Raw genomic sequence first — 11,398 nt, 5'->3', positions numbered from 1 at the left:
CATGGGGCAGGCGGCGTCGGCGGCGGCGGTGCTGGCGGCCGGGACCCCGGGCAAGCGCTTCGCCCTGGCCCACAGCCGCATCCTCATCCACCAGCCGTCGGCGCAGGGGGAGGGCCAGTCCAGCGACCTGGAGATCCAGGCCCGCGAGATCCTGCGGATACGAGCCCTGCAGGAGACCCTGCTGGCCCGGCACACCGGCCGCAGCGAGACGGAGATCCGCCGCGACACCGAACGCGACAAGATCTTCAGCGCTGCGGAGGCCCGCGACTACGGCCTCATCGATGACGTCATCACCAGCCGCAAGTCGACGACCGCGCGCCCGGTGGCCGGCGTGGCCTGAGCCCACCCCGGTGATCCGGCCGCCAGTGGACCCTGGCCGGATCACCGGACGCCCAGTGCCCGGCCCGAGACAGCCGCGGCGTCAGGCGCCGTGCCAGGTGTGCCCGCGGCGCGCCGCGGCGTAGATCGTCTCGACGTCCGCCGGTTGCCAGACTCCGGTGGCGCCCTCGAACGCTTCGGCGATCAGGTCGTGGTGCGTCGCGTAGACGTCCTTCAGCGAGGGCTCCACGGTGAGGGTGTCCGCCTCGACGAAGACCAGCACCCCGGCGACGGCAACGGGAAAGCCGCAGGCGTCGCTCAACGCTACGGCTGCGCGTTTCGCCTCGTTTCTGGACTTGTTAACGTACCGATAGGGCTGGCCGTTTACGGTGGCCGCGCGGTCGCCGACCCATATTCGCGCGCCGCGGTGATTCTTGGTGTTGAGGGTGAAGACACCGCCCGGGCCGATCAGCAGGTGATCGATGTCCACGTCCCGTGGCAGCGGTATTGAGTGCAACACCCGCCAGCTCCGCGTCGTAAGCGGCTCTAGTTCCGCGGCCACCAGCTGTTCACCGGCCAGGCCCTTGCGCCAGCTTTCCGTTTCCGGCCGAGGGCGCCGGAGCAGTCGGTTGGCTAACGCGCGCCAGAATCCAGGGGTCAGCTCCGCGATTTTTGTGTGGATCGCCAGGCCGGGTGGATTGCCCGCGAGGTCGTCCGGATACGTCGTGAGATCCGCTGGTTCCGCGTTCGCGGGAGTATGGCCTGTCCGACTGTTGGTCGCCGGTGTGCTGTGCGCCGGCGTGCGGGTGGTTGGCCTACGGATGTTCGGAGCGGCAGCGGCAGCGGCAGCGGTGGCTGCAGCAGGCAGGTTCGTTCGGATCACCGGCGTCGGCAGGTCGGGTAGATGGGGCGCCAGCGCGGCGAGTACCGCGTCCCGGTCCACGTCGAGCAGGAGGGTGAGCTCACTGGTCCGCCGGTCGAAGCAGGCGGCGCTGCGGCCGTCGTGCAGATTTACGTAAAGCCGGTCCTGGCCGAATCGTTTCCAGGGCCTGACCTGTAGCTCGACCATGCTCCGCCCATCGACGACGACAGGACGGCACGACGCCGTACAACGTCATGCCGCGGTGAGATTCCTTGCCGCCCGGACGGCCGATTTGGCCCGGCCGGTGACACTTTCACGTTATCGCCGGGCGGACCTGCTTTCCACCGATATGCGCAACGCGCGTCCGGAACGTTACGGTGTGATTCCTGGGCGATCGTCCTGACCAGCGCAAACGCAGGGAACGAGCCGTGGTGGTACGCGGTCAGCCGTCCCGCCCCGGCGAACACGGTGTCCACGTGTCGCCGTAGCGCGAGTAGGCGCAGTGTCCGATCAGTCTGCGGACGCGGACGCGGGGGCGGCCTCTGGGGCGGACGCGGCCTGGGGCCGGACCGGTGCCCACGGCCAGGGCGGGTCGGGGAGGTCCCGGCGCAGCGCCGGGGCCACCGCGGCCTGGAACAGTTCCAGGCTCGCCCGGTGCTCGCCGGCGGGCAGCCCGCCGGCCTCGGCGTGCAGGTGCAGCACACTATGGCCGAACTGCTCGTGGTAGCGGTGCACCTTGTCGACGATCTGCTCGGGGCTGCCGATCAGCGCGGAGCTGCGTTCGATGAAGTCCTCAAGCGTCGGGAACACCGGCTCGAGCCCCATCGAACGTTGGAAGGCGAGCTGCCCGGCGAACACCGGCGGGTAGGCGGCGGTGGCGTCCTGGGAGCGCCGCGCCACGTGGAAACCGGCCGTGCCGGCGCCGACCGCGGCCAGCGCCGGGTCGTGGCCGTAATCCGTCCAGCGCTGCCGGTAGTAGTGGACGAGCTCGGCGTACGGTTCGATCGGGTTGGTGACGTTGACGGAGAACAGCGGGTCGCCGTAGCGGGCGGCGAGGTCGACCGATTCGCGACTGGTGGCGCTGCCGTGCCAGACCCGGATCGGCTGCTGGAACGGGCGTGGCCAGATCTCGGCCTCGTGCAGCGCGGGCCGGAACCGCGGCTGCGCGGTGATCGTGTCCTGCCGCCAGATCTGCCGGAACAGTTCGTAGGACTCGGCGTTGCGCTCCCACTGGTCCTCGGGGGTGACGTTGAACAGCTCGCGCTGCGCCGTGCCGTTGCCCTTGCCAATGATCAGCTCGAGCCGGCCGTCGGAGAGGTTGTCGAGGGTGGCGTAGTCCTCGTAGGCCCGCACCGGGTCCAGCAGGCTCAGGGTCGTCACCGCGGTGAACAACCGGATCCGCGAGGTGCGCGCCGCGACGTGGCTGAGCACGACCGGCGGCGAGGAGGAGATCGAGGAGGAGATGAACGGCCGCTCGTGCCGCTCACCGACGCCGAACCCGTCGAACCCCAGCTCCTCGGCCAGCACTGCGCTGTCGACGACCTCGCGCAGCCGGTCCCGGGCCGACGGCATGGCGCCGGTGACCGGATCCGGCCGATGGACGATCAGGGTGATGACGAGGAACCACATGACGCCTCCCGCGGGATGTTCGCCGGTCAGCCGGCCGAGGGAACCCGAGTCGACCCCGGGCGGACGCTCCGCCCGGCCACCGGCGGGGTGGGGCGGGGCGGGTTCATCGCCGGGCAGGTCCGGCCGGCGCGGCCGGCGCGAGCGCGGTGGGCGGCGCGGATCGCTCCGACGGCGAGGTGGTGGGAGGAGCGGCGGGCGGCCCATGCGCCGGCCGGGACGATAATCCGGCCGGCGCCGAGCACCGCCTCGAATTCCGCGGAGAATCCCAGGTTCGGGGACACTCCCTGCTGGTGCGCCGAGGAGGCGAGCCCCGCAGCGGTGACGGGGCCGTCGCCGTACCAGGCGCCCGCCGCGTCCGCCGCAAGCCAGCCGCCGACCCCGGTGAGGTTGTCGCCGATCTCGGCAGGGTTGCCGCCGATCGCGGCGAGGCTGCTGCCGGCCGCGGCACAGGGCTCGAAGGGGCGCGGCATCGCCGTCGGGCGCAGGACGCCGAAGCTGGCCGTGATCGGCTCGGTGACGCCGCCCGACGGCGCGACCGGTGTGGCGGGGGCGATCTCGGGCTCGGCGCGGGCGAGTTCAAGGCGTACCTCGTCGAGCAAGTCCGTCAGGCGCACGCCGAGCGCGCGGCAGATCGCCGTGAGGATCTCCGAGGAGGCCTCCTTGCGGCCCCGCTCGATCTCGGACAGGTAGGGCATCGACATCAGCGCCGCCGCGGCGACATTGCGCAGGGTGCGCTGCTGGGCCAGCCTGCGACGTCGTAGCGCCCGCCCGATCAGCCCCCGCAGCAACGGGACCTCGACCTGCTCGGCCATCGTCACCCGGACCACCCTCCGACGCCCGTGGAACCGCCCAGGAACCTGAGAGTATCCGCTGCGGCGCCGTCTCATCCGCCGATGTCGCCGTCCGGTCCGCCCGGATCACTCGATCCGGACCGCGTGCCCGGACGGCACGGGTCAGCACCGGCCGGCTCGTCGCGTTCGGCAGCAACCCCACCAGACCTCGTCCGGCCTGGACGGCAGGTACGCTTCGGTCGCCGCAATCCCGACCCCGCTGTGCAGCATCGTCACGGGCCGGCACCCTGCCACACCCCGATGTCGGCTTCGTGACCGCGCCGGAGCGCGGTCATGCTGCCGCTGATCATTCTGCCGCTGCCTCCTGATCCGTCCGGATGCCCGGGCCCGAGGCGCCGCGCCACTTCCGCGGGCCGGGTGTAACCCTCCCGTCTATCTGTACGGATGAGGTGACAGATCGGTGACGATGGCGGGCTGTGAGGCGGTGGCGAGTAGTGGCGGGTGCTCGGGCGTGGAACCGACGACGCACCCTGGCGGGCGAGGAGGCGGTCGGCAGTGCCCGCGGCATCGCGCCGGGTGAGGAGCATGATCGCGGCAGCCCCGGAGATGGCGGCAGCCCCGGAGGCGGCGGTGGCCGTGGCGATGGCGATGGTCTCGGAGATGGCGGTGGGCCCGGTGGCGGCGATGGTCGAGCCGGTGCTGGCGTCGGGGTATCCGGGCGGCCTCATCCGCCGCGGTTGCGGGTGGTGTCCGATGACGTCTACTCCGGCTGGGAGGAGATCTATCGCGACAATGTGGAGCGGGTGTACAGGATCATGTTCGCGAAGGTGGGGAACCGTCCGGATGCCGAGGATCTGACGGCCGAGGTGTTCATGGCGGCGTTGCGTCCCCTGCGGGTGTCGGCGAGTGTCGGTGAGGTGCGGGCGTACCTGGTCGCGACCGCCGGTACGGTGCTCGCCGCGCACTGGCGGCGCACCCTGGGAATCGCCGTCACCACGCTCGACGAGGCGACGGCCCAGACGATGTTCACCACCACCACCACCACCGTCGCCGCCCCGGCGGGGCCGACCGGTATGATCGCCGTCTCGGCGGGGCCGGCCGGTACGATTGCCGTCTCGGCCGGTCCGGTGCTCGACAGCCCCGCTCGCGCGGAGGCGATCCTCGCCGCTCTGCCTGACCGGTATGCCCGCTCCTGCGGCTGCGGTTCCTGGAGGCGTGCACCCTGCGGGAGGCCGCCGACGAGCTCGGGATCATGGTCGGGAACGCGAAGGTTCTCCAGCACCGCGCGCTGCGGCGGGCGGCCCGGCTCGGCGGCGAGGTAACCACATGACTGGGCGGGGACTGCGCCGATTCGTGGAGGACCTGATCGGCCACCGGCGGCCCAGACCGTTCGACGTGGGCCCGCAGGACGCCGCCGCCCTGCGTGCGGCGATCACGTTGCGGGCCGCCCGACCCGGCAGCGACATGCCGAGCGAGGAGTTCGTCGAGCAGCTGCACCAGCGTCTAGTCGAGGCCCGCCGCGCGGACGGTGAGGCCGGGCCGGACCAGGCTCGTGACGGGGCCGGCTGGTTCCCGCCCCAGCGGGACGAGGGGACGATGCCCGGCGCGACCGTCGGTGACGGGACGTCCGCCGGTGGGACTGGCGCGGGTGGGGGCGGCGCGGGGCGGCGGCGCGGGACGCGGCGCCGGTTTGTCCAGGTCACCTCGCTGGCGGCCGGGTCGGCGGCGGTCGGGGCTGGGGTGGACCGGGCCGTCGGCGAGCGCGGCCCGGGCGGCGGCGACCGGGCGGACCCGTCAGTAGCGGGACCGGAGTCGGTGGCCGGGTCCGGTGCCGCCCTGGTTCCTGAGACCGGCATCTGGCGGACCGTCGCCACCACGGTGGATCTGCCGGAAGGCGGCGTTCGGGCCTTCGACACCGGAACCGTGGTCGGGTTCGTGCGACGGACCGACGGTCGGGTCCGCGCGACGTCGGGCATCTGCACGCATCAGGGCTGCCGGCTGGCCCTGGACCCGGCGCAGCAGCGGCTGAACTGCCCCTGCCACCGGATGGCCTTCGCGCTGACCGGCGAGGTCGTGCACTCCAAGGTGCGCAACCCGCCGCGTGCGCTGCCCAGCCTCACCGTTCGCGAGGTCGATGGCGTCGTGCAGGTTTACGTGCCACCCACTCCCACGTTAACACCCGTACGTGAGTGCCGCCTGCCATCGGGTGACCGCCCGGGCCGTGTAACCACCCCGGCTATTGATAACCGCGATGACACACGCGGTCCACGAGCCGACACGGTGGGCCTACGGCACTGGCCCGGATGACGGGCCGGAAAGGCAGCTAACCGATGTGGTGTTCTTCCACAATGCGCCGACCCCGGCGGCGGCTGTTCGCGGTCGCCGCTCTGGCGGTGGCGCTCCCCGGCCTTGCGGCCTGCGGCGGCGGGTCGGGCGGGGGCACGACGCCGACCCCGATGCCGGGCATGTCCGGGATGGCGACGGGTGCGCCGGGCGCCGGTGGCGCGACGGCGACCGGAAAGCCGGTGTCGAGGACCAGAGCGGCGATCCAGAACTTCGCGTTCTCCCCGGCGACCGTCACGGTGAAGATCGGCACGACGGTCACCTGGACGAACCAGGACTCCGATCCGCACACGGTCACCGCGAAAAGCGGGGCGGGCCCGGACTCGCCGACCCTCGACCAGGGGGCGACCTACCAATACACGTTCACCAAGGCCGGCCAGTACTCCTACCTGTGCACCATCCACCCGTTCATGCTCGGCACCGTGGTGGTGACCCCGTGAGCGCCGGCGACGGGCCTGGCCCCCGCGATGCCCGGCCCGGCGAGGAGGGCCGGCTGGGTGGCATGAGCCGGCGGCAGCTGGCTCGCCACGGCGCTTGGTTCGGCGCGGCGGTGGCGCTCAGCGTCGTCGGCGGCGAGGTGATCAGCTCGGTCGTCGGCGGCACGACGCCGAGCGCCGCGGCGGTCGACGACACCGCCACGCTGCGGTTCGTCCAGGTCAGCGACAGCCACCTGGGCTTCACCGGAACGGCGAACCCCGACGTCACCGGCTCGTTCGCCCACGCGATCGACCAGGTCAACGCGCTGCCCTACCGGCCGGACTTCGTCATGCACACCGGCGATCTCACCCATCTGTCCACCGCAGCCCAGTTCGATCAGGTCAAGCAGATGCTCGGCGGCGTGCATGCCGGCAGTGTGCACACCGTGCCGGGGGAGCACGACTCGATCCACGACCACGGCCGGGGCTACCTGGCGACCTTCGGCGCCGGGTCCGTCGGCGACGGTTGGTACAGCTTCGACATCAAGGGCGTCCACGTCATCGCGCTGGTCAACACCCTGAGCCTGGAGACGCTCGGCCACCTCGGCCCGGCCCAGCTCGACTTCGTGCGCGGGGACGTCGCCGGCCTGTCCAGCGACACGCCGATCATTGTCTTCTCCCACATCCCGCTGTTCGCCATGTACCCGGCGTGGGGCTGGGGCACGGACGACGCCGCGCAGGTCCTGAGTCACCTGCGGCGGTTCTCCTCGGTGACCTGCCTCAACGGCCACGTCCATCAGCTGTTCACGAAGACGGAGGGCACCGTGACCTTCCACAGCGCCACGACGACCGCCTACCCCCTGCCCCGGCCCGGCGTCGGCCCGGCCCCGACGCCGCAGACCCTGCCCGCGGGCCGGCTCCGCACCGCGCTCGGCGTCCGCGAGGTCAGCCACGTCCAGGGTCAGGCCACCTTGGCGATCAAGGACAGTGCGCTCGCATGAGCACGTCGGAGAGTCTCTCCGCGCCGCTCGGGCCAGGGACGCCCCAGCCAGCCCCAGCCGGGCCGACGCGGTTCGTCCGGGGAACGGCGACGGTCGTCGTGGCCATCCTGCTGGCCTGGGGCGGCTACCTCCATTACGACCTGTACGTCGACCACGGCTACCGCTACGTCCACACCATCGGCCCTGCGTTCCTCGTCCAGGCCGCGGGTTCGTTCGCCGTCGCGTTCCTGCTCGTGGTCAGCGTGGCGCTGCCGGGATCGTTCGTGCTGTCGGTCCTGGCCGCGGGCCTGTCCGGGGGCGCGCTGCTCGGCTTCGTGTTGTCCCGGACGAGCGGTGTCGCCGGTTTCGAGGAGCACGGTTTCACGCCCTCCCCGGACGCTGCGATCAGCGTGGCCGTCGAGATCGGGGTGCTGGTGGTACTCGCCGCCATGTCCACGGTGTGGCTGCGCGGTGGGCACAAACGCGCGGAGCTGAGTAGCTGAGAACACGGCGCACGTCGGCGGGCGAACCGCCCCGGGTTCGTGAGCGTCCGGGGCGGTTCGGGCCCCCCGACGGTCGTCGCCATGGACTCACGCACCGTCGCGACCTGCGGGCGCACCCACGCGGTCGGCACCCCGACGCAACGGCTCGGTAATTCGGAGGCAAACGACCACCCGCAGGATGTTCGTGTGGTCAACATCCGGCTGGGTGGTCCCCGCAACTCGTGGGCGGTGCCGTCCGATCACGTCGATCTGCGCCGCGCCCCGGTCGCACCGCTGCCGGTCACCGTCGACGCCCGCCCGCAGCGGCTCACCCTCGATCTGGCCCGCACCGCCGTGATCGTCGTCGACCTGAGAACGACTTCTGCCATCCCGACGGCTGGCTCGCCTCGATCGGCGTCGACATCACCCCGGCGCGGCGGCCCATCGAACCGTTGCGCCGCGCCCTGCCGGAGCTGCGCGCCGCCGGCGTCTGGTCGCCGTGCTGCCCATCGGGTCGATCGAGCAGCACGGCCCCCCTGCCGCTGTCGACCGACCTCGTCGTCGCCGAGACGCTCGCCCGGGACGCCGTCGACACCTTCGGCGACGCCTGCGACCTGTGGCTGCTGCCGGCGCTGGCGTACACGAAGTCCAACGAGCACGCCTGGTCGCTGGGCACGATGTGGCTGTCGGCGACGACGCTGCTCGCGGTCCTCGACGACCTGGCCCGCTGCCTCGCGACCACCCCGGTGCGCCAGCTGGTGTTCCTCAACGGCCACCTGAAGTCGGGGCGCTGGACGCTCCGTCCGCGCCCCGCGGGGGCGCCGTCAGCGTGTCGAGGACGTCGCCGACTGTGGTCAGGCTGCGCCGCAAGCGCTCCAGCAGGTCGTCGGTCGTGGTTGTCAGGAGCAGCCAGCTTCGTAGCTCGGCGATGTAGGTGCCCTGGACGGCACCGGCGATCGCGGTCGGCACGACATCCTGGGACGCCGCGCCGATTCGGTGCGCGATGAACGCAGCCACGGTTGCCCGCCACGTCTCCCAGTGCTCGGCGGCGTTGGCACGTAGGGCGGTTGAGGTGTCCAGAAGCCGGAAGCGTTCCAGCCACACACCGCGCGTGTCCACGGCGTCGCGCGTGGAACCCACGACCGCCTCTCGCACAGCCGTCATGGGCGGGCAGGCTCCGTCGGCCCGGGCCAGCAGCTCGGCGAGGCGGCGGTTGGCGTGGTCGAACGCGCTCCACACGACGGCCGCCTTCGAGGGGAAGTAGCGGAAGAACGTCGTGCGGCCGACGCCCGCCGCGGCCGCGATCTGGTCGACCGAGACGTTGGCGTAGCCCTCGCGGAGCAGGAGCTGGATGGCCACCTGCTCGACGGCCTCGGGAGACGTGACCCGTGGCCGCCCCGCGCCGCGTGGTCCGTTGCGCGCGCCGGCCATCTACCGAGCCTACCCGTCGTCCGCGTCCGCGCCGGAGGGCGAAACGACCGTAGCTTCGCTGGTCAGTCAATTTCGGTATCGAGTACCATAATGTTTGGTCTGGGTTCGGTGCCGACCTCGTGCCGACCTCCCGATCTCGGACTCCAGGTCAACGAGGAGGAAGAGGAACACATGGGCAGGCTGAACGGCAAGATCGCGATCGTGACCGGTGCTGCGCAGGGCATGGGCGAGGCGCACGCGCGCCGGCTCGTGGCCGAGGGCGCCAAGGTGGTCCTGACCGACCTGAACGAGCAGCGTGGGAAGCAGATCGCCGTCGAGCTTGGAGAGAACGCACACTTCGTCGTCCACGACGTGGCGTCCCTCGCCGACTGGCGCCGCGTCGTCGACGAGACCGAGGCGACCTTCGGTCCGCCCACCGTCCTGGTGAACAACGCGGGCGTCCTCGGGCCCATCGTCTCCACGGTGGACCTCGACGAGGACGCGTACCTGAAGGTCTGCGCGATCAACCAGCACTCCCAGTTCTACGGGATGAAGTCGGTCATCCCCGCGATGCAGAAGGCCGGAGGCGGTTCGATCATCAACGTCTCCTCGGTCGCGGGTATCGTCTCGATCGTCGGCGCGCCGAACCTCGCCTACGTCGGCAGCAAGTTCGCGTCCCGAGGGATGACGAAGCACGTCGCCGCGCAGTACGGGAAGGACAACATCCGCGTCAACTCGGTGCACCCCGGCTACATCAAGACGCCGATGATGGCCGCGGCCACCGACGACCAGGGCGGCGGCATCGCCGCCCTGGTACCCCTCGCACGGATGGCCGAGCCCGACGAGGTATCCCAGGTCGTGCTGTTCCTCGCGTCCGACGAGTCGTCGTACGTCACCGCCACCGAGCAGATCGTCGACGGCGGGCTCACCGCCCAGTAGGTCGCGCCCGGCCGGCTTCCTCGATCGCGCCGGCCACGCCGCAGCGGCGCTGGTCGCGCCGGTCCCGCCGCGGCGGGACCGGCCGCGATGGGGCCCGCTGCCGTCACCGGGCTCGCTCGGGCGGTCCGATCAGCCGTTCGGGAGGGCGCGTCATGCCGTGACTCCGCGTAACGTAACAGCCCCATCTCGCTTGTCAGCTTCCGAAGGTGTACTGCAGATGCGTGGTGATCAGCTCGTTCAGGCGCCGACGCAGCGGGACAACACCGTCCGGTCGCCGTCGGCCGGGCGGCAGCACCGGGAGGGACCGGTCCGGCGCAGGCAATCAGATCAGCGTCGTCCAGGGACCCCGACGGACAGGCAGATCGCGTGGTGTAGCCAGGCCTGGACTGAAACGCGGTGTGCGTAGGATTTTCCGGTGACCCTCATCCCAGAGACCCACCGCGACCTCGCCCAGAACGCCGCGGTCGCGATCCTCACCACCCTCGGCCCCGACGGCGCCCCGCAGACCACGGCTGTGGGCTACCTGTTCGACGACGGCGTCTTCCGCATCTCCGTCAGCTCGGACAAGCAGAAGTTGAAGAACCTGCAGCGCAACCCGCAGTGCTCGCTGTTCCTGCTGGACGTCGCCAACGTTTACCACACGGTGGAGGTCCGCGGCGCCGCCGAGGTCATCCTCGACGAGGACTGCACCTGGGCCGCGAAGATCGCCGAGAGCAACGGGCGCACGGCCGACGACGTTCGCAAGCTCACCCCGCCCGGTGCGCTCCGGTACAGCATCGCGGTGCACCCGACGAAGATCAACACCTTCGGCTGATCCTGCGGCCTGCCCGGCTGCCTCATCCGTCACGCAATCGACACCCCGTCGCGGCCGTTCGCGGTGAGGAAGCCCTCCAGGTGGAGGAGCGACTCGGGGGCGAGCGCGGCGACCTCGGCGCGGCGGCAGGTGAGCCCGGAGCCCACGCACTGCAGGTGGGTGAGCTCCGGGCGACCTTGCGGACGCGGTACGCGGTGTGGTTGTACGCCAGCGAGGCGATGTGCGCCGGCCTCTTGGGGCGCACGGCGTCGACCCATCCGTCGTCGTCACCCGGGTGGACCCGAGTGTGCGACGGGGAATCAGGTTCCACAGGGGCTGGCCGACAGGCCGTGGGCCGCGGGGGCGGCATACTGCTCGGCCCAGGCCGGGAGGCGGCGATCGTCGGGGGTCGGCTGCCATTGCCCGTCGTGCAGG

14 protein-coding genes and 2 pseudogenes are annotated in these 11,398 nt (G+C 71.5%); 10 read left to right on the top strand and 6 right to left on the bottom strand.

Going from position 1 to position 11,398, the window contains the following annotated elements; genetic code table 11:
* On the top strand, window positions 1–340 hold a 340-nt coding region (locus tag G6R25_RS16640; protein WP_205447177.1), incomplete at its 5' end, for an ATP-dependent Clp protease proteolytic subunit.
* An 81-nt stretch (window positions 341–421) separates the two neighbouring features.
* Here G6R25_RS16640 and G6R25_RS16635 read toward each other — a convergent pair.
* The 4 genes from G6R25_RS16635 to G6R25_RS16620 form a co-directional block, all read right to left on the bottom strand.
* Window positions 422–1,261, bottom strand: a complete 840-nt coding sequence (locus G6R25_RS16635; RefSeq protein ID WP_235948749.1) for a nuclease-related domain-containing protein — start codon at window positions 1,259–1,261, stop codon at window positions 422–424.
* A gap of 429 nt (window positions 1,262–1,690) precedes the next feature.
* Complete coding sequence (locus tag G6R25_RS16630) at window positions 1,691–2,809, bottom strand: LLM class flavin-dependent oxidoreductase (protein WP_163553724.1); 1,119 nt, start codon at window positions 2,807–2,809, stop codon at window positions 1,691–1,693.
* Window positions 2,810–2,835: 26 nt separating this feature from the next.
* Entirely contained in the window at window positions 2,836–3,621 is a 786-nt protein-coding gene (locus tag G6R25_RS31720) for a helix-turn-helix domain-containing protein (RefSeq protein ID WP_163553727.1), read from the bottom strand.
* Between the two features lie 251 nt (window positions 3,622–3,872).
* Entirely contained in the window at window positions 3,873–4,328 is a 456-nt protein-coding gene (locus G6R25_RS16620; RefSeq protein ID WP_163553723.1) for a hypothetical protein, read from the bottom strand.
* Window positions 4,329–4,415: 87 nt separating this feature from the next.
* Between G6R25_RS16620 and G6R25_RS31715 the strand changes: the two are divergent.
* From G6R25_RS31715 to G6R25_RS16610, 3 genes and pseudogenes are all read left to right on the top strand, one after another.
* Window positions 4,416–4,514 (top strand): annotated as a pseudogene (locus G6R25_RS31715) (RNA polymerase subunit sigma); the annotation flags it as partial.
* Window positions 4,515–4,792: 278 nt separating this feature from the next.
* A complete protein-coding gene (locus G6R25_RS31710; protein WP_473246907.1) occupies window positions 4,793–4,930 on the top strand; it encodes a sigma factor-like helix-turn-helix DNA-binding protein in 138 nt (45 codons plus the stop codon).
* Window positions 4,927–5,907: a Rieske (2Fe-2S) protein gene (locus tag G6R25_RS16610; RefSeq protein ID WP_163553722.1), complete on the top strand. Its 981-nt coding sequence runs from the start codon at window positions 4,927–4,929 to the stop codon at window positions 5,905–5,907. Before G6R25_RS31710 ends, G6R25_RS16610 begins: the two co-directional genes overlap by 4 nt.
* A 16-nt stretch (window positions 5,908–5,923) precedes the next feature.
* On the opposite strand, the gene G6R25_RS27580 is transcribed toward G6R25_RS16610, so the two are convergent.
* Window positions 5,924–6,196 carry a hypothetical protein gene (locus G6R25_RS27580; protein ID WP_235948745.1) on the bottom strand — a complete coding sequence of 91 codons (273 nt, stop codon included), beginning with the start codon at window positions 6,194–6,196 and terminating at the stop codon, window positions 5,924–5,926.
* Here G6R25_RS27580 and G6R25_RS27575 point away from each other — a divergent pair.
* The 4 genes and pseudogenes from G6R25_RS27575 to G6R25_RS27570 all read left to right on the top strand — a co-directional run.
* A complete protein-coding gene (locus G6R25_RS27575) occupies window positions 6,183–6,383 on the top strand; it encodes a plastocyanin/azurin family copper-binding protein (RefSeq protein ID WP_235948742.1) in 201 nt (66 codons plus the stop codon). The genes G6R25_RS27580 and G6R25_RS27575 overlap by 14 nt on opposite strands.
* On the top strand, window positions 6,380–7,360 hold the full coding sequence (locus G6R25_RS16600; protein WP_235826448.1) for a metallophosphoesterase family protein: 981 nt from the start codon (window positions 6,380–6,382) through the stop codon (window positions 7,358–7,360). Before G6R25_RS27575 ends, G6R25_RS16600 begins: the two co-directional genes overlap by 4 nt.
* Window positions 7,357–7,842: a hypothetical protein gene (locus G6R25_RS16595; protein ID WP_205447173.1), complete on the top strand. Its 486-nt coding sequence runs from the start codon at window positions 7,357–7,359 to the stop codon at window positions 7,840–7,842. The genes G6R25_RS16600 and G6R25_RS16595 overlap by 4 nt, the downstream gene beginning before the upstream one ends.
* Window positions 7,843–8,063: 221 nt before the next feature.
* Window positions 8,064–8,540 (top strand): annotated as a pseudogene (locus tag G6R25_RS27570) (creatininase family protein); the annotation flags it as partial.
* A gap of 46 nt (window positions 8,541–8,586) precedes the next feature.
* Here the strand turns inward: G6R25_RS27570 and G6R25_RS16585 are convergent.
* Window positions 8,587–9,252 carry an acyl-CoA-like ligand-binding transcription factor gene (locus tag G6R25_RS16585; RefSeq protein WP_163553721.1) on the bottom strand — a complete coding sequence of 222 codons (666 nt, stop codon included), beginning with the start codon at window positions 9,250–9,252 and terminating at the stop codon, window positions 8,587–8,589.
* Window positions 9,253–9,342: 90 nt separating this feature from the next.
* Between G6R25_RS16585 and G6R25_RS16580 the strand changes: the two genes are divergently transcribed.
* Window positions 9,343–10,170 (top strand): glucose 1-dehydrogenase, encoded by an 828-nt coding sequence (locus tag G6R25_RS16580; protein ID WP_205447171.1) that lies wholly within the window; start codon window positions 9,343–9,345, stop codon window positions 10,168–10,170.
* Window positions 10,171–10,585: 415 nt separating this feature from the next.
* Window positions 10,586–10,984 (top strand): PPOX class F420-dependent oxidoreductase, encoded by a 399-nt coding sequence (locus G6R25_RS16575; protein ID WP_136449720.1) that lies wholly within the window; start codon window positions 10,586–10,588, stop codon window positions 10,982–10,984.
* Window positions 10,985–11,398 lie beyond the last annotated feature (414 nt).

The sequence above is a fragment of the Candidatus Frankia alpina genome (assembly GCF_902806485.1).
GTDB lineage: Bacteria > Actinomycetota > Actinomycetes > Frankiales > Frankiaceae > Frankia > Frankia alpina.
This window is presented reverse-complemented; position numbering and strand designations above follow the sequence as displayed.